The organism is Pseudobdellovibrionaceae bacterium, assembly GCA_020635075.1.
GTDB lineage: Bacteria > Bdellovibrionota > Bdellovibrionia > Bdellovibrionales > UBA1609 > JADZEO01.
The window spans coordinates 1,027,346-1,050,198 of record JACKAM010000001.1 but is presented as its reverse complement, the minus strand read 5'-3'; the positions used below and the strand labels follow the sequence as shown (position 1 = coordinate 1,050,198).

Annotated in this window: 21 protein-coding genes; 5 read left to right on the top strand and 16 right to left on the bottom strand. The window is 50.3% G+C overall.

Translation table 11 applies throughout. From position 1 onward, the window contains the following. Nucleotides 1-93 precede the first annotated feature (93 nt). Nucleotides 94-348, top strand: coding sequence for a hypothetical protein (locus H6624_04535; GenBank protein MCB9083584.1), 255 nt, complete (start codon nucleotides 94-96; stop codon nucleotides 346-348). Here H6624_04535 and H6624_04530 read toward each other — a convergent pair. After that, nucleotides 345-857, bottom strand: a complete 513-nt coding sequence (locus H6624_04530) for a hypothetical protein (GenBank protein MCB9083583.1) — start codon at nucleotides 855-857, stop codon at nucleotides 345-347. The two genes, H6624_04535 and H6624_04530, sit on opposite strands and share 4 nt — an antisense overlap. Before the next feature lie 164 nt (nucleotides 858-1,021). Here H6624_04530 and H6624_04525 point away from each other — a divergent pair, with 164 nt between their 5' ends. Beyond that, nucleotides 1,022-2,140, top strand: a complete 1,119-nt coding sequence (locus H6624_04525) for a patatin-like phospholipase family protein (protein MCB9083582.1) — start codon at nucleotides 1,022-1,024, stop codon at nucleotides 2,138-2,140. On the opposite strand, the gene H6624_04520 is transcribed toward H6624_04525, so the two are convergent. From H6624_04520 to H6624_04480, 9 genes are all read right to left on the bottom strand, one after another. Beyond that, complete coding sequence (locus H6624_04520; GenBank protein MCB9083581.1) at nucleotides 2,137-2,697, bottom strand: biopolymer transporter ExbD; 561 nt, start codon at nucleotides 2,695-2,697, stop codon at nucleotides 2,137-2,139. The two genes, H6624_04525 and H6624_04520, sit on opposite strands and share 4 nt — an antisense overlap. Continuing rightward, the gene (locus tag H6624_04515; protein ID MCB9083580.1) at nucleotides 2,697-3,131 is read right to left on the bottom strand and encodes a biopolymer transporter ExbD; all 435 of its coding nucleotides are present in this window, start codon (nucleotides 3,129-3,131) and stop codon (nucleotides 2,697-2,699) included. Before H6624_04515 ends, H6624_04520 begins: the two co-directional genes overlap by 1 nt. Then, nucleotides 3,124-3,777 (bottom strand): MotA/TolQ/ExbB proton channel family protein, encoded by a 654-nt coding sequence (locus H6624_04510; GenBank protein MCB9083579.1) that lies wholly within the window; start codon nucleotides 3,775-3,777, stop codon nucleotides 3,124-3,126. The genes H6624_04515 and H6624_04510 overlap by 8 nt, the downstream gene beginning before the upstream one ends. Before the next feature lie 97 nt (nucleotides 3,778-3,874). Beyond that, the gene (locus tag H6624_04505) at nucleotides 3,875-6,205 is read right to left on the bottom strand and encodes an AgmX/PglI C-terminal domain-containing protein (protein ID MCB9083578.1); all 2,331 of its coding nucleotides are present in this window, start codon (nucleotides 6,203-6,205) and stop codon (nucleotides 3,875-3,877) included. Between the two features lie 126 nt (nucleotides 6,206-6,331). Next, complete coding sequence (locus H6624_04500) at nucleotides 6,332-9,580, bottom strand: tetratricopeptide repeat protein (protein MCB9083577.1); 3,249 nt, start codon at nucleotides 9,578-9,580, stop codon at nucleotides 6,332-6,334. Then, a complete protein-coding gene (locus H6624_04495) occupies nucleotides 9,577-11,361 on the bottom strand; it encodes a hypothetical protein (GenBank protein ID MCB9083576.1) in 1,785 nt (594 codons plus the stop codon). Before H6624_04495 ends, H6624_04500 begins: the two co-directional genes overlap by 4 nt. 17 nt (nucleotides 11,362-11,378) lie before the next feature. Continuing rightward, the gene (locus H6624_04490; GenBank protein MCB9083575.1) at nucleotides 11,379-12,068 is read right to left on the bottom strand and encodes an outer membrane beta-barrel domain-containing protein; all 690 of its coding nucleotides are present in this window, start codon (nucleotides 12,066-12,068) and stop codon (nucleotides 11,379-11,381) included. Nucleotides 12,069-12,218: 150 nt separating this feature from the next. Then, nucleotides 12,219-13,553, bottom strand: a complete 1,335-nt coding sequence (locus H6624_04485; GenBank protein MCB9083574.1) for a dicarboxylate/amino acid:cation symporter — start codon at nucleotides 13,551-13,553, stop codon at nucleotides 12,219-12,221. Between the two features lie 14 nt (nucleotides 13,554-13,567). Continuing rightward, nucleotides 13,568-14,854: an aminotransferase class I/II-fold pyridoxal phosphate-dependent enzyme gene (locus tag H6624_04480; GenBank protein ID MCB9083573.1), complete on the bottom strand. Its 1,287-nt coding sequence runs from the start codon at nucleotides 14,852-14,854 to the stop codon at nucleotides 13,568-13,570. 410 nt (nucleotides 14,855-15,264) lie between these two features. On the opposite strand from H6624_04480, the gene H6624_04475 reads away from it, so the two are divergent. Continuing rightward, entirely contained in the window at nucleotides 15,265-15,702 is a 438-nt protein-coding gene (locus tag H6624_04475) for a type II secretion system protein GspG (protein MCB9083572.1), read from the top strand. Here the strand turns inward: H6624_04475 and H6624_04470 are convergent. From H6624_04470 to H6624_04450, 5 genes are all read right to left on the bottom strand, one after another. Beyond that, entirely contained in the window at nucleotides 15,699-16,253 is a 555-nt protein-coding gene (locus H6624_04470; GenBank protein MCB9083571.1) for a hypothetical protein, read from the bottom strand. The genes H6624_04475 and H6624_04470 overlap by 4 nt on opposite strands. Nucleotides 16,254-16,399: 146 nt before the next feature. After that, the gene (locus H6624_04465) at nucleotides 16,400-16,729 is read right to left on the bottom strand and encodes a hypothetical protein (protein MCB9083570.1); all 330 of its coding nucleotides are present in this window, start codon (nucleotides 16,727-16,729) and stop codon (nucleotides 16,400-16,402) included. A 199-nt stretch (nucleotides 16,730-16,928) separates the two neighbouring features. Beyond that, nucleotides 16,929-17,963, bottom strand: coding sequence for a hypothetical protein (locus H6624_04460; GenBank protein MCB9083569.1), 1,035 nt, complete (start codon nucleotides 17,961-17,963; stop codon nucleotides 16,929-16,931). 134 nt (nucleotides 17,964-18,097) lie between these two features. Beyond that, nucleotides 18,098-19,642, bottom strand: a complete 1,545-nt coding sequence (locus tag H6624_04455) for a hypothetical protein (GenBank protein MCB9083568.1) — start codon at nucleotides 19,640-19,642, stop codon at nucleotides 18,098-18,100. A 75-nt stretch (nucleotides 19,643-19,717) separates the two neighbouring features. Continuing rightward, entirely contained in the window at nucleotides 19,718-20,260 is a 543-nt protein-coding gene (locus H6624_04450; protein MCB9083567.1) for a site-specific integrase, read from the bottom strand. A 326-nt stretch (nucleotides 20,261-20,586) separates the two neighbouring features. On the opposite strand from H6624_04450, the gene H6624_04445 reads away from it, so the two are divergent. Both H6624_04445 and H6624_04440 read left to right on the top strand, forming a co-directional pair. Further along, entirely contained in the window at nucleotides 20,587-21,366 is a 780-nt protein-coding gene (locus H6624_04445) for a hypothetical protein (protein ID MCB9083566.1), read from the top strand. 107 nt (nucleotides 21,367-21,473) lie between these two features. Further along, nucleotides 21,474-22,199 carry a hypothetical protein gene (locus H6624_04440; GenBank protein ID MCB9083565.1) on the top strand — a complete coding sequence of 242 codons (726 nt, stop codon included), beginning with the start codon at nucleotides 21,474-21,476 and terminating at the stop codon, nucleotides 22,197-22,199. A 17-nt stretch (nucleotides 22,200-22,216) separates the two neighbouring features. On the opposite strand, the gene H6624_04435 is transcribed toward H6624_04440, so the two are convergent. Continuing rightward, complete coding sequence (locus H6624_04435; GenBank protein MCB9083564.1) at nucleotides 22,217-22,843, bottom strand: iron-containing redox enzyme family protein; 627 nt, start codon at nucleotides 22,841-22,843, stop codon at nucleotides 22,217-22,219. Nucleotides 22,844-22,853 lie beyond the last annotated feature (10 nt).

Below are 22,853 nucleotides of genomic sequence, written 5' to 3'. Positions count from 1 at the left end.
GGCAAATAATTGGCAAATGAAATGGGATATGGGGCTCAGAGAGCCCCTTTTTTGTGGCTGGAAATCAAAGCCATTTGTGGTTAGAATAAAACAATGAGTAACATAAGACTTCAGACAATTAAGAGCGCTCTCCTCAGTTTAGTCGTTTTGACTTCGGGCTTGGCGATGGGGCAGGCAAAGTTGGACCTGGATGATATTACCATTAAAGGTGAGCTCCACAACGATGACCGACTCAAGATGTTGGCGCGGCAAAAGAACGAGCTGAAAAACTACGTCAAATACCGCACCAATTATCGTAAAGAAATCGTGGAAGGCATTCCCAAACCACGACCTAAAGTTTCCTATTAAAAGTAGTAGCGAGCACCAAGAGCGATATCAAACTCAGTCTTAGTGGCCTGAGTGATATGATAGGTGAAGGCCGCTTCGGCAAAGAGCTCAACGGGCATACTTTCAAGAATGTTCGTCAGGCCTGCAACCCCACGGGGGCCGGCAAGATAAAGCTCTTCCACTTCGGGGTCGTTCTCAGTGCGGATCTTGACTCCGCCACCCCAGTACCAGCCAAAGCTCCAATCCATCATGGCGAAGGCGTCAGGATAGATCCAAAGATAATCCGCCCAGCCTGAGGTGTTCTCTTGGCCACCCATCTCCATGGCTGCGGCCACATCAATGGCGTTACGAGAACTCAAGATATAGGTAGCAGTGGCGCCAATATGGCCGCCGTAGAAAGCGCCCATGCTCAACTGTTGGGGTTGCCCCACATAGTTATTGCGGGCCAGGGCTTCGTTGGCCGTCAAACTCAGCCCACAAAAGAGCATCAGCGCCGTCAGGATTTTAGTTGAGGAAATCGATTTCATCATCAGACCCACCTTCTCCAATCAGGTTAAAAATCACGCTTCCAGCTACAGCAAAGCCTGTTCCTCGACCGAGGTGAAGGAGGTGAGAGAAGGGTGCAGGGTGCTTATAAAAATTCCCAACCGGGTGACAATTCACGGAGGATTTCTCGACTATTAAGCCATTCCTGATGGGACTAGAATGGAAGCTAGGACGTTCATATATCGGAGGAATCATGTATCCGTTTCGCAACCTGATTTTCGAAGGTGGAGGAGTTAAGGGCATTGCCTATGTGGGTGCGATGCAGATCCTTGCCGAGGAAGGTATTCTCGATCAGATAGAGCGGGTGGGGGGTACCAGTGCGGGTGCCATCAATGCCACTCTGTGTGCCTTGGGATACACGATCGGCGAGCAGGATCAGGTGCTGAGGGCCATGGAATTCAGTAAATTTATGGACGATGACTGGGGAGTGGTGAGGGACACGGAGAGACTTATCCAAAACTATGGTTGGTATAAAGGGGATTATTTCTACCAGTGGATGGCCGAGAGGGTAAAAGAGAAGACCGGTAGCAGTGAGTACACCTTCGGCGATCTGTGGCTCGATGATGGGCCCGAGCTTTATGTCTGTGCCACCAACCTGGCCACTGGCTTCAGCGAGATCTACTCCCACGAGCACACGCCACAAGCGAAAATCGCCGATGCCGTACGAGCTTCCATGTCGATCCCCCTATTCTTTCAGGCTGTGCGCAACCGCTTGGGTCATGTTCTCGTCGATGGTGGATTGCTGAATAACTTCCCCATTAAGATGTTTGATCAACTCAAATACATTTCCGAGGATAGGCGCGAGTCGTGCGCCAAGAGGACGGACTACTATGATCCCATCAACGTCCACCACGGTCATGATGAGGTCAGCGAAAAGGCTTATGTTTTTAATCGTGAGACACTGGGATTTCGTCTGGACTCCAAAACGGAGATTGAAACCTTTCAGCAGACATCTCCCCCTCCAGCCCTGCGGATTGATGATCTGTTTGACTACGTTCGCGCCTTGGTGACCACCCTGGTGGATGCCCAGGACAATCAGCACCTCCATTCTGACGACTGGCAAAGAACCATCTACGTCAATACTCTAGGCGTGAGCACCACGGACTTTCATGTCTCAGAGGAGAGAAAACAGGCTCTGATTGAATCAGGTCTGACCCATACCCGGCAGTACCTTGAGTGGTGGAAGAATGACCCATCAGCGGTCAACAGGCCGGAAGTTCTTTTGGTGGGTGGAGCTGGTAATGAAGATTTCAGGCGGTCAGGTTAACCGCCACCTTCTTCTTCGCTGCCTTCTTTGACGGCAAAGTTAATCCCGGTGAAGCCTTCGGTGATCAAGACATTCATCACCCGTTTGACGTAAAGGACGGGCGTGCCCTTGTCGGCCTGGATGTTGACTTCAGTTTTGGGTTTGAGTCCCGCAGCTCTTAAGTTGTCCTGAAGGGCCTTGAGGCGTCTGAGGGAGGCGGCAAAGGCCTCCATATTCCAGTTGTTCATCGAGAAGTCGGCAGGGTTAGTGCCGATCTGTTCTGAGTCAATGGAGACATATTGCTTGGTAACAGTGATCAGAGGCAAGCTCTCTAGAGGGCGAGCATTCTCAGCCTCTGGCAGCTTAATGTCTTTGGCCACGAAGTAGGCTTCACCGGTGGCCGAAAAGTTAAGGAGAAGGAAGATCACCAGCATCGAGAACATATCGATCATCGAGGTGAGGGGCAAAACCATGTCATATTCCCGATTGCCGCCTTTGTCGAGCTTGTCTCGAAAGCCCGCCAAATCGTATTTTGGGCGAATATGGTATCCAGGGCTTACAATCAGAGTCTTTGCCATTATTGAGTACTCACTCCTACATCAGGCCACTCGTTGCCCACCAAAGTATCGAACACACGAATGAGCTTGTTGTAGGTAACAGTGTTTTCGGTATTAAGAATCACATCGGAACGATCCGGGTACTTTTGCTTCCAGGCTTGCAGAACCTGAACAAAGCGCATGACATCGATGTCGCCATTGGGTGCATCGGGAATTCTCGTGCCGTTTTCATCTTCGGCCATTTCGATGCCGTCAGGGACAACGGTCACGCTTAGCTGAACCTTCTTGGGAGGCGGGGGAGTGTCCTCATCTGCCGCCGCCGCTCCAGTTGTGTCCGTTGATAGAGAGGCAATGCGGTTCCATACCGCTGTCAGCAGTAGCATGACCACCAACAGGGCGAAGAGTCCGATGAAGGGAGTCATGTTCAGTTCTACGTTGACCTGTCTCTTAGCCACGCGAGTGTCTCAGCTTTTCCCGATTGGTTAATACAAAGTTGAGGGTGGCCACACTTGCTTCATGCACATCGTCGACAATTCCTTGAACCATGGCATTGAGAAAACCAAAACAACCCAGCAGGGGAATGGCCACAATCAGTCCAAATGCAGTGGTGTTCATCGCAGTCGCAATCGCATTTGCGAGCATAGTGGCTTTTTCAGCAGGCGCAACGTTGGCCACCGCGCCGAAGGCGCCAATAAGACCGGCCACTGTTCCCAGCAGCCCGAGCAGGGTGGCAATATTTGAAAGGGTTGCCAAAAGACCCACGCGCCTTTCAAGGCGGGGGACTTCTCTTAATGCAACAGCATCCATCGCCGTTTGCACTTCATCTGGGCCCCCATTATTGGCAACGGCCATCAAGCCCGCACGCACAATGTTGGTCAGAGGATTTTTTACCTGCGAGGTGACGGCAATGGCTTTCTCCAGATTGCCCTGGAGGATGTAGCTATTGATGTGATTGAGCACTTCATCCTTTTTGATATTGGCAGCAGCCGTGAGCACCATGAATCGCTCAACAATAATCGCGATGCCGAGAAGAGAAGTGACGGTAATAAGATGCATCCAGTTTCCGCCAGCAATATAAAGCTTCATGAGTTCGCCGATCATAGACCCTGTCTCCTTTGAGGGAATTCCCAGAAACCATTGTATCTCCAGGGATTTTTTGCGAATAGTAGGGCTTTACATTCTGGACGAAGGTAGGACCTTAGAGTCGGCCGAAGGGGAATCCGATGTTAGGCGTCGTAGCTTCGCCATTTTTTGCGACGGGGAATTTCATCTTCTTAAAGATGGCGAGCACACAGCCATTAAGACTATCACCGCCGCGCATATCAGACTTTTTGACCTTGGCCCACTTCACTTGGCCTTGTGGAGTGATGAACCACTCATATTCAACACGGCCGGCGATTCCTGGGTCGGTGAGAAGTGACCTTTCGTAACACTGTTGGATTTCACCCAAGTAGCCTTTGACCACGTCCATCACCTGTTTGCGGTTGAGGCCTTCCGTGCGATTGATCTTCATCAGGCTGGGAGTGCCCACTACGGATCCGGCTACACCGCGACTTCCAGCGCGGCCCTTAATTCCCTGGACTCCATAGCCGTCACCAGTTCCGAAACCTTTTCCGGTGGTTTTGACGCCAGCAATACCAGCTGCCTGCAATTGCCCGCCCTTAGCCTTGATAGCGCCAATGACTCCGCTAGTGGTCATCTTCGCTCCGCCCCCGCCGGCGTTTTTATTGACGTTGATCGAGACCGGCTGATTGGTTGGGTTTGGAGTGGCCGCCCCCAAAGCGCCCAAAGCAGCGAGCGCCCCGACTTTAGTCACGTCCTGAGTCGGCTTACCCTTGATGGGCTTGTCACTGGTCACATTTTTGGTGACCTTTTTGTTCATCTCCCTCACCTTGACGTTCTTGCGCACCACAACCTTTTTAGGTTTACGCTGCTTGGCCACTTTCTTGGGTGGAGGCTTAACCTCTTTCTTCTTGGCCGTGGGCTTTGGCTCTTCCTTTTTCTTCTTAGGCTTAGGTTTTGGCTTCGGTTTTTCCTTTTTAACCAAAAGTTTGGCAATTCGAGGCGGAAGGTTTTTCACCTTTGGAGTATCATCTTTGGGTGCAAAAAGCAGGCAAACCATGACAAGCAAAAAGTGAATTAATCCCGAGCCAGTGATTGTCTTTTTCAGTAGGGCGTCCGGCTCAACGATTTTTTTACGTGAGAGTTGGCGAGGAGCAGGAGCGTATCTAAAGTACAAATGGATATCATGACCCAAATTCATGGAGCACAAATCTGATGAGCCGAGCTTTAAAACATAGTTGTTACCCTTGCGACTGAGGGCCTGGCTGCGAATGAGGTCTTCAAGAGGAACCGGACGGTAGTCCCCAGTCCGCAAAAAGCCATTAACTTTTTGTGGAATGGAACAGCGGGCGACAGCACCGTCAAAATCGGCGACCAAAAATTCGCCTTTGAGCGTGGGGACATACAGACCTTCTTTTGAGCGTCCGACAACGACCTGTTCTCCGGGCCAGAATAGGTGAGTGTCGAGGACCTCGCCTTTCCAGGTGACGTAGGCTTCCAAGACCCGTCGTCCACGCGGCACGCGATCGATGCCATCAAATGCTCTGTCCCGTTCAAGGACAAAACCTGTAAGGCCTTCACCTTTTTGGTAAGCAGGCTTTGCGGCCTCGCGCTGGGTGCGCTTCTGTTTGCTCGCCTCAGCTGGGGGTCGAATCTCCTCCCGTAAATAATAGGGAAGCGGTTTACTGGGAGCTTTTGGTGTTTGATGGTCGATATTGCCAGGTAGAGGGCCAGTCGGGACCTGAGGATGGGCATGCGCCTGAGGATCAGTCAGTTGAAAGTTAGGCTGGTAAGATGCTGCTTGATTCTCAGAAGCGGAGAGAGCAGGCCCACGATCTACAATCGTGGCTTCAGGATTTTGATGAGCACCACCGCGGGGGGGCATAGGCGGCTCATGTTTAATTCCGGTCGCGGTATTTACTGGTACAAATTGAAATTGATCAGGAGTTGGATCCGAATTCTCCTGGTCGAGGTTCTCCTGGTTGAGATCGGGATAAAATCTCCCCTTTTTGGCTTGAGCCGGGGGACCAGGTGGTTGGTAAGTGACAATGGTTTTGTCGTCATCAGGAGGAGGTCCAGGCGAAACATCCACCGGAGGGGGATGATCCACTTGACTGACAGCTCCTCGCGCCTGGGCCCTTCTTTCCAGTGGCAATCCAAACTGAAGAACCAACGGGCCAATACTGGCGATTGTCCCATTATGAACCTCAACCCGGTCATAGGTACGGCCTCCGAGCTGAATGCCATTTGAGGATTTCAGATCGACCAAATAAATGCGTCCACCCTCGGGGATGATCACGGCATGTTGGCGGCTGATCCAATTGAACTGAGAGAGAGTGATGTCGCAATGACTACTGCGACCAATGGTAACGGGCAGAGCATCAAAGGTCCTCTCGAAGATGACTTCATCTCCGTGGGAAATCAGGACATAAACTGGGAATTCGTATTTCTTTTCTGCCGCACTCATAGTTTTTATACTCTTGGTAATGTAACTATCGGCAGCCCGGCTCCGGTTCTCCAGTCACTGGACCCACAAAAGCAAAAAAATCGCGATCTTAGGACCCGGATGGAGGTCGAGGAAGAGGGTGCAAACTTACTGGACAGCCTGGATGAAAGGATGGGTGAGCCCAGTCGGAGGTCCGGCACGCCTGGCCGCGCTCATGGAGCCCCTCAGGCGGCTTTTAAAACTAAACTGCTTGTGGAGGCCTGCGATCCCATAGAGGGCCAGGGAATTGGATTTGCTGATATTGAGGGCTTTATCAAACCACTTCTTGGCCGACCCCAGATCGTTTTTATACAATTGAACCACTCCAATTGAGGCAGCAACTGTTCCATTATTGGGAGCAATTTCCAGAGCGCGGTTAAGAATCAATTCCGCCATTGAGAAGTCCTTCGATTGCACATAGATGCGTGCCAGTTTGGTCAACAATGTGATGTCGCGCGGTTGATCATAAAGGCGATCGCGAATTTCCTTGGTCCCAGGAGGAGCTTTTTCTTGGGCCCGTGAGTACATACGGGTTTCCTTGGCCTCGTCGACCTGAATTTTCCCTCGGGACTGGCAGCCGCGAACAAAAAGTGTGAAGACCTCGAATTTTTCTGCATTCTGGATGCACTGACCAAAATACTGTTTGGCCGCCTGGTCATACTGCGCAGCTTGCTGGCCAAGAACATCTTTGAATTGTTTTTTCTGGGCGGCATTAAGCCCCTTGGGCATGGGGGCCTGCTTAATGAAACTAGCAAACTCCTTATTGGCCTGGCCCAGTCCATAGAGGGCTGCGATGATCCACCGGCCGTTACCAAAATTAATTACTGTTTTAAGCTTGGTATCCAGGTCCTTGAGCATCGCGGCCTTGCTGTTAACGGCCTTGGTCTCATTGCCAGGGCTCATGCGAATCTGGTTGTAGCGTTCCATCGTATCCATGGTGAGGAGGTAAAGAGCATGGGCTGCCATTTCCTGTGACTCATAGGAGTTGGTGGCCATCTGCGAAGCTCTCTCAAGAGCCGAGCGGGCCGCCGAAATTCCCCGCAGACGGTACTGGGCCAATCCTTCCCAGTAGGGAGACTCAATTCCCGTTGCCTTGGGTGCTGACCTTAAAAGTGCCGCCCAGTCGTTAGCAAGAAAATCCATGCGCGCCACTGACGTGTAGTCGTTGAGTTTGCGAAAGTCTCGGGCCGCCACTTTGTAATCACCCATGAGTTCCCTCATGGTGGCGGCATTTTTAAGCAGATCGCGAGAGTCCTTTTGCCCCGGGTATTTTTCAGAATAGAGTTCAAAGTAGAGGGAGGCGCGACGAAAGTCGGCAGTAGTCAGGGCCATCTGGCCCATCGCAGAAACGACCTCCAGTGCATACTTGGACTTTCCATGCTGCATGAGAAGTTGTTCGCCAGACTCGTAAGCCCGCGGGTCCCGTTTGGATCTAAAGGCAATAAATGCCTCGTACAGAGCCTTATCTCCCAGAGCAGAACCTTTGTATTTGCGCGCCAGTTTCAACAGGCTGGTTGCGTATTCCGGAGACGAGGAATCGCCGGCCTGAGCCTGAACACTACGCATTTCCGCCTGCTCGATAATCTGGGAGACCTGATTCTTAAGGCCGGCATCATTAATCGCTTTATTGGCGAGAATGGCTTTTCCCTCAGAGATAATCGCCTTATAGTCTTCTTTCTGATTGTAGGCATCCAAAATCAGGTTGGCGGCAATAGAAACGCTTTGGTCAGAGGGATGGAGCTTAATGTACTCCTTAAAGGCTTTCACGGCTTCCACAAAGTTTCGTTCGTCGTAAAATGTCTGGCCAATATTAAAGCGAATACTTGGAACAGATTTCTCTTTCGGATAAAGTTTAATGTACTCATTTCCCACATCGCGAAGACCAGAGCGAATCTCAGCCAACTCCAAACGAGATAGTTTGGCCTGGTTGCGAATGGCGCTAATGTAGGACTGAATTGAGGACTCCAGAAAGCTCTTCTTACGTTTAGGATTCTTAGTTTGAGGCACCAGTTTTTCGTAGGCTTTTGCTGCTTCAATGATATTACCAGCGTTAAAAAAACTCTCCGCGAGGTTAAGGCTCATCAAAGGGGCGCGTTTGGAGTCGGGGAAGGCCCACAAATAGGCCTTGTAGTCGCGAATGGTCCATTCCCAATCCTCCTTATTGCGGGTCTTCTTTGCCCGCTTATTCGCCCGAGTGGCCACGTCGCGGGCAAAAATCTCGTAATCATGAAGAGCCTTTTTGATTTCGGCCTTTTTCATGGTGTCCGAGTTGCGAATTTCAGCGATGGTTTTGGCCACCTCCTGTACAAAGCCTCTCAAGGGCCATTCCCTCTGGGTGTTTTTCATGGCCACATAGGCGCGTTCAATCACGTCCCGACGGGTTTCAAGGTCATTGGTCACGCGGAGAAGCTCAAAATAGGACTTGGTGGTGTCTTCATAGCGCTTCTTAATATTCAAGCGACGCCCCAGTTTGGAGAGGACCTTCTCATAACTAATACGATCAGGGGACAGGCGGCGAAAATAATTGATGGGGTTCACCCTCCACATACCGATCTTGCGCAACCGGGAGGGTTTAACTTCTGAATAGGGCCACACCATGGCTAAAAGAGCATCGCGGCGCACGTCCGTCTTACGATACAAATCGGGAAGCTTGCTCAAGTCCACGTTCTGATTTTGGGTTAGAACCTTTTCAAAGCTCAAAAGTGACTTTTCGAATTCCGTCTTATTAATATAGGCCCAACCAATTTTGTAGTGGGCTAAGGGAGTGAAGGGACCAGTGGGACGCTTGAGAATTTTGTCGTACATTTCAAGAGCAAGATCCACATCCTTTTTCTCTTCAAAAAAGTAATCACCAATGACAAGCTGGCTTTCTTCCCAAAAGGCCGACTTCGGATACTCTCTTGTCAGTTGAGCGTAGGCCCGGACCATGTCTTCAAGTCGGCCCAGTTCACGAAGTTCGTGAGCCTTAAAGAAGATGGCCTTGTCCCGCTCTGGGAGCTTAGGGAATTTATCAATAAGGATGTCATAGATTTCAATGGCTCTGAACTTGGGCCGTTTTTCCATGTTGAAATCCAGCTCATCCATGGGAGTACCTTTGTTCTCAGCGATCTTGATGGCGTACATATAGCGGGCCTTTTCCACCAAGAATTCTGCCAGGGCAAAATAGAGGTCGGGCAAAAACCGGGCGTCGCGTACGTCTTTGACCTTAGCTTCAGTCTCATCGATACTCTTGTTGATTTTAGCCAGGTCCTGGCGCATTTGCTCTAAACTGATCAGCTGGGCCACCTGAGCCTGGGTCGTCAGGTGAAATCCAATAGCCAATATTGAGCAGAGGAGTACACGCAGATGGGACCTCATTCAAATTCCCTTTCCATCTGATCATCGTCAGGGGAAGTCATGTCACCACAGCGGGAGGAAATGAGCATTTTGTAATCGGGCATTTCATCCCACCAAAATTCTCCATCTGCCGGCCAGTAGATCTTTTCAAAGGTCACGTAACTGATATCCTCTGCTTGGTATTTGCGGTCATCACCACGGCGAATCCGCAATTCATCAAGGCGGGAGGTGTACTCCAAAAAGAGAACCTGTTCTTCTGCGTCCAATAACTCGTTGGCTGCAAAGCGCGCCTTGTCCTCCAGCTCGATGTCAATTCGTGACTGTAGGATCTTGTCCATGCGGTCGTATTCATCAAGAATAGGTTTGTAAAAACTGAACTGCCCCCAATTGTATTCCGCCAGGGCAATCTTTTCTGCGCGCATCTGGTCTATCAAATTGGCCAAGTTCTGCACTTCCATGTCGAGTACAGCCATATTAAAGAGCTTCTTTTCATGGCGCAGAGGCTCCCGCTTGCGAATGGTTTTAAGGCTGTTGTGGAAGTCAAAACGGAATCGCTGAGCCACAGATTCCACGGCCTTATAGTGACACAGTTCCCGATAAATAATCATTTCCAGAATATGACGTTCAAAGGTCAGGGAGGGTTCAAAATAAGGGGACTGGAGAGAGGTGAGGACTCCCATAGCTGTCGAGTAGTCCTTCATGTAGTAGAGGACCCAGGCCCTCTCAAGGTTGAGGCGGCCAATTTCCCGGACCGCCTTAACTCCGAGGTTGTTATAGATCGCTGAGGCTGTAATGAAGTCCCCTTGCTCAAAGACCAGCCGAGCGTACTGAAGAGCAGTCTTTTCAAACAACGCCGGATGGAGGTTGGGGACCTCCAAAAGAGTCTGAAAGATCTTAATAGCATTTTCTGGGCGGTCACGAGAGACCTCGCCAATGGCCGTCCAATATTTGAGCAAATAATCCCAATAGGAATCCTTTTTGATTCGGCTCATATGAACATTGGCCCACTCAGTGAACCCAAGCTGCATGAGTTCTAAGCCCTTATAATAGGAAACGAAAGATTCCACATCCGGGTGAAGAGAAGCAAATTCGTTGCGACTCAGAAGTTGAATGAGGGCAAATTCATCGAAAAGGCTTTCCTGAGTTAATCGACCAAGCTGGTGAAGTGCGGCTTCGCCCACATTAGTACCGATGCGCTCCTGGACGAGCTTGGTGAGAAGATGAAAGGACGCAAAGTAGAGTCTCTTTTCCATAAGGCCAATGGCCATGGCGAGCTGGGCTTCACCACCTTCAGGTGTACTCGATCCCATGGCGTCTTCCTGCTTGGCCGCCTCAATAACAACAGCAACCTGGTTATTTTCTCCCAGCTGGGATTGAATTTTTGTCCAAAAAACTGGGTCTGCCGGCTGGTACTCATAGGGCTTCTGCTCTTCTTCTTTAAAAGCTTCAGAGAGATCGACGGATTTGCCACTGGTTACCTGATCCGGAGGGGCTTCGCCAATTTCCGCAGGCTTATTGGGATCCGATTTCGCCTGTGCTGCCGCGGCGGGTGGGGCGGTTTTCGGGGGAGCCTTTTTGCCCGGTTTCGTTGTTTTTTTTGCTGTCGTACTCTTGCCAGCTTTTTTGGTTGTTGTTTTTTTCGCAGTTTTCTTTGCCGGGGCCTTGTTTTTGGTTTTCTTTGAGATCGAGTAGGTTGATCGAGATTTGGACGAGGAGGTCTTCTTCACCTGGGCGTCTGCCGACCTCAACCCGAAAATGAGGAATATAGAACATAACAGGGCGAGAGTTTGTAGACGGAGCATCCTGACTCCTGACAATCTCATTTTTTCTCCAACTCCTCGCTCATGATCGGCGCCTTAGGAGGATCTCCCAGCTGCATGGAATAACCCACCATCAGGGAAATGGTATTCACCGCACCCAGCGACTTTTCAAAATAGACATTATTGCGGAAATCAAACTTCCAAGAGGTGTCTTCCTTGGTGAAAAACCGTAAATAGGCTCCTGCCGTGATGAGGGCGCGAATACCCGTTTCATCAAATCCGGCTCCTCCAGCACCAAAAACAAAGCTCACCTCCCCGCGGACAATGTTCTTGTTGAAGAGCAGGCTCTTAGTGTAAAGTGGAGTGTAAACAATGTTACTGGTAAAATAGTAGACAATGTAATCGAGAATTCCACCAAAGCCGACGTTTTCAACCGCGGCTCCGAAGTTTTCCAATAAGTCTTTCTTTAGATTGGTTTCACTGTTGAAGGAGTAGTTGGCATTCACCACCTCCCACCCTAGGTAATCACTGAAGTAGTAGGTGTAGGAAGTGCCAATGGTATAGCCTTTGTTAAAGGCATCGCTGGGAAGCCATCCCAGGTTTACAGTCAAATCGTGATTGAGGTAGTAGGTGCGGTTTTGCACGGCCACCACCTTTGGTAAATCGTAAAACTCTTCAGGAGGGGCTCCATGAGCTGGAGTCATGGCACCAAACAGAGCCAGAGCCACAAACAGAATCCTACGTGCCACCACAGAGGAGCTCCTTTGCATAAGAAGAGTGTTCCAAGTCGTTGAGCAAACTCAGTAAAGTCTAGCATGCAGGCGGGGAATTACCAAAGCTAAGTAGGTGAAACTAGTATTCAATTGTTGACTCTGGCGCAAGTCGTCCAGACCTAGGTCCTATTCAAAGTGGGTGCGCACGTGGTCCTTGTCTTCTGATAAATCTGCTGTTCCCAACTGACCCTCGCTGGCTGCGACAATGGTGGCGACGGTGGCATCGCCGGTGACGTTGACGACTGTTCTAAGCATATCGAGAAATCGATCCACTCCCAAAATTAAAGCAATCCCGGCGCTAGGAACACCAATGGCCTCGAGAATCACTACCAACATAATGATCCCAGCACTTGGTACGGCTGCTGTACCAATGGAAGCGAGGACAGCCGTAAACACGATCATGGCCTGCTGACCCCAGGTGAGGTCCATACCAAGGGCCTGGGCAATAAAAACCGCAGCGACGGCTTGATACAGAGCTGTGCCATCCATATTGATGGTTGCTCCAAGGGGCAATACAAATGAAGAGACTTCTTCAGAAACGCCAAGTTTTTCCTCACATCGTTCCATCGTCAGTGGCAGAGTGGCTCCACTGGAGCTGGTGGAGAAAGCCAGCAGCTGGGCTGGAGCGATTCCTTTAATAAAAGTGGTAAAACTCATTGGGCTTAAGGTTTTTAACAAAGTGGGCAGTACGACGAAGGCGTGGATTCCCAATCCCACGATAACGGTTAGGCAGTAGAGTCCCAAAGCTCCGACGAGTTCAAGAACACTGCCACCAGTTCCGCCCGCCGTCACTGAAGTGATAGTCTTGGCAATCAGTGCAAAAACTCCGACCGGGGCCATGAGCATAATCATGTCCACCATACGAATGATCACATCATTAAGAGTGTGAAAAATATCAATGAGGACTTGAGCTTTTTCCCGGTTGACTTGGATCAGGCCAATGCCGAAAAGGATCGAAATAAAGACAATTTGCAGCATATTGCTATTACTCGATGCGGATTCAAACAAATTGCTGGGGACCATATCTACGATCGGCTGCAAAGGGCCTCGGTCTTTGGCTTTTTTGGCCTGAGCTGTGCGGTCTTCAATATCGGCCTGGTAGGATGCCTGGAGCCGATCTCTTAATTCTCCAGGGACACTTTTCCCGGGTTGAGTGACATTCACAATAACCAGCCCGATGATCACGGCAATCAAAGTGGTGACAAGGTAGATGGCGATGGTTTTGCCGCCCATTCTTGATAGCTGATTCAAATCGGAGAGAGAAGCCACGCCAGTGGTGAGCGAGGCGAGCACCAAAGGCACGGCAATCAATTTCAGCAGATTCACAAAGATGGTGCCAAAAGGTGAAACCCAGTCGGCCGTAAAGGATTCCCATCCAGCCGAGGCCGCAATCAGACCATAAACAAGGCCAAGAATGAGTCCAAGGATGATGCGCCAGTGAAGTTGTTTATGCCATGCCATGCGGGGTGACCTTTCTAGCCAAGCGATTGAAGAAAGTTTTGGATGCGGTCACATCCATTTTTCAGATTCGTTGCGTATTGTTCAACAAACTTATGGTCCAATGAAGCACCTTGTTGAGCAGCCCTCAGTAACTCTTCGCCCTTGTAGTCCACCGTGGCCACGCGAACGGCTAGGTAGGTCTCGGGCATATAGAAATCAGAGCCGGGAAGCAGAGCCACTTTGACTTCGTTGAGAAGAAGGCCGCAGAGTTGCTCAGAGGTGGTGACGCCGATTTCTTTGAGTTGTTGGCGATAGGACTCAAAATCTGGAAAGAGATAAAAAGCTCCGGTTGGCGGTGGACACCTTAGGCCCATCTCCAAAAAACGGGCGTAAAGGTATTCGCCACAAACCTTGTGGATTTGCGAGCAAGTCCTCAAGTAATGGTTGATCTCAGGATCAGCCTGGTAAGCAGCCACAGCTGCATATTGAATGGGTGAGCTGACACAACTATAGGTTTCACTCACCAATGCTGTCAAAACCGGGAGAAGTTCGCTCAGTGCTTCGGGAATAGCCATCACACCCAAGCGGTAACCGCCGGCGGAAAATCCCTTGCTGAGTCCGCTGGAGACGATGGTTCCTTCTGGATAACATTGGGCCAAGCTGGGAGCCGGTTGGCCATCATAGGCCGTCAGACTGTAAATCTCATCGGCGATCACAAGAACCCGGTGTTTGCGCAATACCGGAGCCAGGTTTGACAACTCCGCGGAGGAGTAGGTGCAACCGGTGGGGTTGCTGGGACTGTTGAGAATGAGAATCTTCTGTCGGTGATCCGCCATTTCCTGACAGGCCTTTTCTAGGTCGACATCCGTGATCTTATAGCTGTTCTCAAGTGTGGTCGCTAGGACCCTAACCGGCTTATGGCAAATATGAGCCTGGGGACCATAGCTCACCCAACTTGGTGCGGGAAGAATAAGAGGGCCTTCCAGGCACATGAGAGCTTGGAACAAAAGCTCCTTGCTTCCCGGGCCAATGAGAACGTGATCGGGGTTGAAGGTAACCCGATAGGTTCGTTGGTAGTGGTCGCAAAAGGCCTGGCGAAGAGGCAACAGCCCCAGGGTTGGCAAATAGTCCTTGTTATCGGCGGCATCCCTTAAGGATTTAACGATCTGGGCGGGGACTGGAAAGGGCGACTGGCCAAAGCCAAAGTGAAATACGGTTTGACCTTGGCTTCGCAAGTCCTTGACCCTTTGATTGATGGCCAAAGTGGACGACTCACGCAGCGAGCGGATCTGCTTATTCAAAAGTATATGAGAGCCCGACATAGAGGGCCCTCATAGCAACTGGCGGGCGTTGGCGCAAGGCCTAGCGTTGGCTGAACTCAAAGGCCTTACCGAGGGCGGGCTCAAGCAGCTACAAGAGCTTATTGGCCTCGCTTGCTGAATCAAAGTTAAACGACAGTGGAAAGTTTTCTCTAAATTCACGAATGACGAATTGGCCTTCTCCCATGTGAATCAATGGCTGAAGGATCTTTTGGCGCGTAGCCCTAGCATGGGTACTGGCCCATGAGCTTTGTTGTGGGTGATTTGAAAAACCTCTCTGGCAGAATTCATTGGAGGTGGCGCATTATCCTGTAGGGACCACAGGATTATCAGGAAAATGTTGGAGCGTCGTTGCCAATTGTTTGTTATGGTTTATCTATTCAAGTAAAAAACCATGATTTAAAGAAAAGGTATTGGGGTTGCGACGCCATTGGATTCTTCGCCACAAGTTGAATCAGTTGCTGGCTCTCTTGGGGGCGGGACTGGCCATGGGCGGGGCTTATTACTACCATATCAATCAACCAGAGTTTTTGGTTTCTGACAGAATGTGGGAGGTTAAAGCCCGATTCCTCAGGCATTACGCTGTCAGCAGAGAAATTGCCACATCCGTTCACCAACTGCCAGAATTGAAAAATCGCGAAAACCACAATAAAGATCCATGGGGATTTCCATTTCAATTGGAGGAAGACCAGCTGAATCGCCGCTATTGCGTGGTCAGTTTGGGTGCAGATGGAGCGCCTGGCGGGGAAGGGGATAATCGGGACTTTCGCGGGTGTTTTCTGCTTCACGAATCTGACGGTAGCCCAGCCAACCCATTTGGTGGCTGGGACCGCAAAAAGAAATCCAACTAGAATGAAAACCCCAGAGCAATATAGGGAAGAGTGTAGGCCTGACTGGTGTCCTTGTCCGTTTCTGTCCCAGCCACATCGAGCTTCGTGTAGTCAAAAGTTCGGTAGCTCAACTGGGGGCCGATCGAGAAGGTGTTATTCACCGACCACATGTAGCCAATGTCCACGCCAAAACCAGTGCCTGAGGTGAGCGAGGTGTTAGTGCCGATTTCATCTTCCGCCGAAATGAAGTAATGGAGAAGAGCAATCCAGCCATCGTTGGAATAACCAAAGGAAGCCCCCATATAAGTCTCGGCATAGTCATTAGTGCCGTCACCATCGCCGCGGGTCCCATAGATGGCACCCGCGTACATGCCGTTGCTCCATGAGTAGCCGAGGCGTAAATCGTAATAAAGTGCTGAAGACTCAGCCGTGCCCCCACCAATTTCGCTGCGATCATATTCACTGGTGGCGTAAAATAGGGCTGGTGAAACGGAAAAACTTCCCGCCTTACCTGATGCTGCCCAGGATGTGGTCGGTAGAGCAAAAAAAATTAAGAACAAAAGATATTTCATGTTGTGTCTCCCATGTAGGTATCATTCACAGCAGCTTATCGGCCTGATCCAGCAGAGGTTCAAGTGGGAGCCGCCCCGACCCATGAAAGATCAGGACGTAAGGATGAGAATATCACTAAGGTATAGACCTAGGCCCGGCGGAGATATTAAGGGACGCTCGGCAAACAGAGAAAGCTTGTTGTAGCCTCAACCACACGAGTGTAGGTGGTTTCGCCGAAGCAACAAGTGGTCTCTTCGCAATAAGAATCGATCTGCCAGTCCTTCATTTGGTGGAGGTTTTGATAACCGCAGGTCTTGAGTGCCGCCTGGTGTCCGCGGTTTTTTGCCTCTTTGATCATTTCCTCGGTAACCTCTGGGCATCGGTAGAGATCGGCAGAGATGGATCTGCCAGTTTCCTCAATTTGATCTGGAATAAAGGCGGCAGCAGGAAGTTGGAGTAAAAGGTTGGCGGCGAAAGCAGCAATCAGACTTTTCATAGAGGTCCCCCGGCATGTTCAATTGACGAGACCCAGTTCGGGCCAGCGCGTTTTTCTGAAGCCGGAACCTACCGGTCTTGCGGGTGGGGGTAAAGCGTAAATTCGCTGCATCAGGAAGGGCACTCCGCCCTGAGCACGATGAGTAATAAAAAAAGGAGCGAAATCTCGCTCCTTTTTCGACAAGGCTAATTTATTAGGATTACTTTTTGGAGACCTTCATTTTGCCATGAACCATGGTTGCCTTGCTGAGGATATCTTCCGGAACCTCAAAACCAATCGCCTGGGCAGTGGTGAGGTTCACGTGGATCTCGTAGTCGGTTGCAAGAATGGGATCCTTTGCGGCTTTGCCATCCAATGCGTCCTTAGCCATCACCGTCGCTTGATCCACCAAATGGGTGTCCTTGGCGTAAAATCCAATGACTGCACCGGACTTCACGATTTCAGGCTTATTAGTTACAGACAGAATCTTGGCTGTTTTGATGGTGTCCATAAGGGCATCAAACTTAACTTGATATGTGCCTGTAATGGAAACATACACAATATCATATTTACCCTTCTTAATCTTGGCTTGAGCCTGCTTGAGTTCCTTGTCGTTGGTAACGTTGATGATATCACCGCTAAAGCCATGCTTCGCCATCATCGCCTTGTGCGACTTGTTCATATAGGTGAAAAACTGTCCCATCAAATGGCGGTGATGAGCATCGTGCTCACCATGATTTTCAGATATAAAGAGATCGGCATCCATGGAAGTGAGGATAGCAATCTTTTTGGCATCAGGGTGAAGCGCCCTTGCCTGGGCGAGGTTGTAGTCCACTTGATCTTCCATGACAGAAGAAACGCCGGTGGAATTCTTCACTGACGATTGCCATTCACTCACCAAGCGAGAGGGCGCATTGGACATGAACACGAGTTTTTGGTCAGTCCCTTTAATGCGTTCAACCACCGGGCGGGTGGTGCGCTCACAGGTGGTGACAATCACATCAGGAGCTTCTTTGGCCAACTTTGCGGCATAATCATTAAGTTGATCAGGAGTATGAGCCTCATAGACTTTGAATTCCACATCGTCCCCATACTTCTTTTTGTAGTCAGCGCGAAACTCTTCATAGTGCTTCTTCGCTACGGGACAATAGAGAATCCCGACCGTCTTTTTGCCTTTTGCATGGGCCGTCACGCCAAAGCTGATGGCCATTACTAACGCAGACAGGCCAACAAGGATCTTTCGTCCATGTCTCATTCTGATACTCCTTTTACAAAGATTAACCCTCAATACCAGATAAAATTGAAACCCTTGGGGCAGGGAAATGCAAGGGCTAAAAACCTGTACCATCTATAGATGTGACGAGAATCGATTTCCCGTTAAGATCCTATTTAGCGATGAGACAGCCCCCGATTCCATTCAGGGTCGGCCTGGCTCCAGTTGGCCTTTAGCTGCTCCCGGAAGTCTGTGGCTTTTTCTTCCTGCTCGAGGCGGCCGAGCAGGTGCTCTGCCAAGGTGAGGCCACGGCTCCGTCCAACAAAACGAGTAAAACTCGACTCCAGTGAGGCCCAGGCCTCTGTTGTTTTTCCTGCGCGATCAAGAAGGTCGGCGGCAAATTCCTCAATAGGAATGACCTCAAAGGGGACCCCATAAGCGAGATACTCGTTGGCGTTTATGCCAGCTAGCTCTGCAAGACGGGACAAGGCTTTACTTTCGCGCTTATGACTAAAGTCGTAAAGGGCCACACACATAGTGGCGAGGTTGCGAATCTGTAACTCAAAGTGTGCACTGCGACCGGAGAAGGCCTTCTGCTTGAGAGTCTTGTCGCACTCACCGGCCAGACGGCGGAGCGCTGCCTTGTCCTTTAGGTTATAAGCGGACAAGGCTGAAGCGAAACGAGCCTGGGAGTGCTCCATGCCGTGATCTTCAATCTGTTGCCAGCCATCCAACAGTTTCGTCGCCTCCGACCATAACTGACCTTCGACAACATGAAAGGCGGCCATTTCATAGTAATGGGCAAGGAGGTGATGGTGTTTTTCACTGGCCTGTTTGGCAAATGCCAAGAGCTCGGAAGATTTCTTAAGTTGCCCCATTTGCAAGTAGGCATAATTGAGCCAGGTGAGAGTGTGCCAGTCCTGCTGTTGCGATACATCCCAGGAGCGTTGGTTCACCTTTAGGGCCTTCTGCCAATTGCCCATCTGCACGTAAATATGCCCGGGCATATGGAGAGCATGGCTCGAATCAGGTGAAACGTCGGCATAGACGTTGGCAGCCGGCAGGGCTAGGGGAGCGTGAACGGGATCATCAAAGGCATGGATGGTGTAGTGGAGGGCTCCGGGGTGGCGCGGGTATTTTTTTAACAGCTCAAGACCAATGGCTCCAGCCGTGATGAGCCGCATATGTTTGTGCGCCTTGGGTTCTTTGATATCCTGAAGCGACAGCGAATAGAATGCGCCTATCTCTAAATGCTCCGGGAATTGTTGATGGAGGCGAGCCATCTCATGGCTGTATTGAGTCACCCGCTCATTCCACTCCAAATTTGAGTCATAAAGCTTGTTAAGAGTCCGCAGAAGTCCCCTTTCCTCCGCCTTTAGGGAATCAAGCTTGTCAGGAATCTTGGCTAATACCTTTTGCGCAGATTTCATGTCCTGAGGTCGGGCCCAAATAGGATAGTTGTGTGTCATGGCTTCTCCCCAAAGGGCGATGGTGCAGCTTTTGGGATCGGCACCCGCTGCCATTTGGAACTCTTCCCGGGCCTTTTCATACCAAAATGAGTGAAGGGCGGCGAGGCCAGTGAGAAAATGACCTTCAGCCTTTTTGCTACAGGAGGTTGCAAAATGGACGGTGCCAAGTCCGGCGATGTCTTTTGCCTGCGCCGTAGAAGTAAAACAGCTCAGTAAAATAACTATCGAAAACCAAAACCCAAATCGGTTCATAAAATTGCTCCCTAATTCTGTAGGTACTCTCCAGACAACGACCGACTCTAGCCTAGTTATCAATGAGCAGCCAAGTCACAGGATGAGGCGGCGAAGTTCCTGCTGGGAGTATAGATAGTCCGCATAAATCATTGTGTTGGTGATGTTGCGGTGGCCGAGGGCGACCTGGACCAAGCGCAGATCTTTGGTTTTCTTGTAGAGTCGAATGGCAAAGGTGTGGCGTAGGGAGTGGAACTTTTTTTGCGTGGGCCTGTAGAGTTCCCAAATTTGCCGCAATCGATTGTAGGAAATAGGAAAGAGCTTTTGTTCTCTATCTGGAGGAAGGCCCTTTAAGAGGCTTTGTAATTCGTCAAACAGCCATCCGGGGAGAGGGATCTCGCGGTCGTTACTTCCTTTAATACCCTTGATGAACAAGCTCTGTTCATACTCGTTCAAGTCTTGCCGACAGAGGTTGAGAATTTCCTGGGCCCTGGCACCGGTGTGGATGGCGATAAAGAGCAGCAAACAATTGCGTTTGTCCTTTTCGAGATGACTCTTGAGTAGATACTCAAGGCGCTGAATTTCTGGGTCCAAAAGATACTTGTTTTTGTTGAGTGAATATCGCGCTGCCGTAGCCATGATGTGTTAACCTCGCGTGGAAAATGGCTGTATATTGATTTTATTTATATACACCGAATCAATCATAATAATGCTGCGAATAAATCCAAAATCACCCCCCGTCCTTTTTAGATAAGATCACAAAAAGCGCCTAAAAACAATGATTTAGATATGTAACTTATAACTAAAAGGTACAGTCGATTTGGCCATTGGGGGTACGCGGGGTGGGGTCTGAGAATTCACCATTGGATTCTCATCACTTAACGGTTCGTGTCGATCACTTCTGTACTTGTGAAATTGCAAAATACAACGAAGAATATTATAAAACACAACAAGGGAGTTGTGAAATGCAAGATCAGAAAGAGATGAAGAAGGGATTTGCCGTCCATGAGGCAGGCTCAGATGCGGGCTTCGAAGACTTCAAAGACTTGTCAGAAGGTGAGATTGAAGGGGCTCTCTCTTGCCTTGGTGGACCCAGGGCCGGTCAAGGCCATGAGCAGGGGCAAGAATCAAAGGCTTCAGAAAAGACTCCAGATTTGCCCCCAAAGACCCCCCTTTTTGATGCAAATTTGAACCTCAAATTTTCAGAGGGGAAGTCTCGCACATCCCAACGACTCAAGTACGAAGCCGAGGTCTCGGTGATCCAAAAGCAACTTGGTTCACTGGAAGAAATCCGCCAGAACCTGGGGTTAAGTCGCCGCAAGATGTGTCAACTCTTGATGGTCGACCCCTCGGCCTGGACCCGATGGACGAAGGTGAAATCCAAGGGCAAAAAGGCAGGGGCTCCGCCGCACATTTTTCGCGCCCTTCAGTGGTATCATGCCCTCATCGACAATCAGCCCGGATGGCACCCGCAGAATTCATTTAATGCTGGCGAGAACATCCGCGTACAGGATGAAAAGCTAGGGCGGATGCAGGAGGATCTAGAAAGGCAGATTGCCTACCTGAAAAAGGAAAACAACCGTCTGGAAGAACTCCTGGGCGACAAGATCGCCCAACTGGAGACCCGCAATCCCTTGCTGGATTATGAAAAGGAACTCTCCATTGGCATGGGCTGGAAGCTCCTGGCCCTGGTGAATTTTGTCGCCTTGATTCTCATTCTGCTCGCCAAAATGGGATGGATTTGAGTAGGCTCAGCCAATCTTGACAATGCTTGGGCCCGGATATAGTGGGAATGATGTGCTGAGTTAGGTGATCCATTGGCTGTCAGCACCTGGTCTAAACGGGTGAAATCATGGAACTTGATCCAAAAACCGAGCCGAGATCCAATCTGTCTGAGGTGGTTGCCCAGGCGATCGAACTCTACGCCTCAATGCTGAATCAAATGGGCTATTCAGTCGAAGGCTCGCGCACAAATTACCAGCGCGTCTTTCAGGTTCTTCCTGAAGAGGCTCTGCGCAAAACCCGTGATCTTTTGGTTCCTTTCTTGAGCCTATTTGCTCCGGAGATGTCCGAGCTGGAAAGGGACCCCTATAAGCCGGGTATAGAGAAGGAACTCTATCTGCTGAAGAAGTTCATCCGCTCCAAGGGACTTGTGATGCCCGGAGATTTGGAGTCCTATATTCGGGATGGGGATATCATTGAAGTTTACGATGGCCAGGGTATTCAGCAGTATCGCAGTTTTAACTTCTTTGAGCTTTGCACCTATTCTCTCGATGAGGTTTTCACCCATGACTGGATGGAGCTTTACGAGCGCAATGAGTTTATCACTCGCCAGATCGGGGTGTGGGCCGAGAGGTACTTCACTCAGCAGACCAAGGACCCAGTGGTCTTGAATCTTCCCACTCATGTGGCGCGGGAGAAGTTTTCCCAAGGGCGTACAGCCGTGCGTATCAAACAGGGTGTTCTCTATCCCCTTGAGAATTTGGCTGGGCAAACCACCATGGTGATTGCCACTTTTAAAGTCCTTGAGCGCCTCCACGACTACAGCGGAGACGTGCAGACTGATCTGGGGAATTGACCCTTCACAAAGATCAGCTATGCGGCCTGGAGTTTAGGTCGATAATCCTGAATGATAGCGGCGAGGAGGGAGCGGTATTGCTCCCCAGCCAGACGGAGCCCATCGAGAATGGTGTCCATGTCTTCTTCCGCGCAATCGGCCAAGGTTTTCAGAGTTTCCTCCACGTGTTTGATATCCTCTTCACCATGGACGGCCAAAAAACGGCCGCATTTGCTGCCAAAAGTGCGGCGGACTTTTTCATAGGCAGCAGGTCCCATATGGACAGCTAGAGCCTCCAAAAAGTGCATATAGCCGAAGAGGCCAACGGGGCCATGGGATTGGATCAGGGTGCGTGTGGTGTGGTAAAAGCGCTGGGTCTGTGGGCGTTCGGCGCGCAAGGGGAGGCCCAGGGCCTTGAGGTCAGCCAGAGCAATCTTCTCGTGGCCATATTCTTCCTTAAGATGATAAAGAAACTGTTGATGGTAGCTCTGTTGATCGAGGCTGGCCACTCCTGCAGCGAGAGCCAAGAGCCTCGTGGTGTGGCGGACGAAGTGATAGGTTTGGGAAAGCCAGTCGGCATAGACTTCGGGGGCATCCCAATTGATTTCCTCGATAAGGGTGGTGGTCTGTTTCAGCTCGTTGGTGAGAGATTCATTTAGCCTCATGTGGGACTCC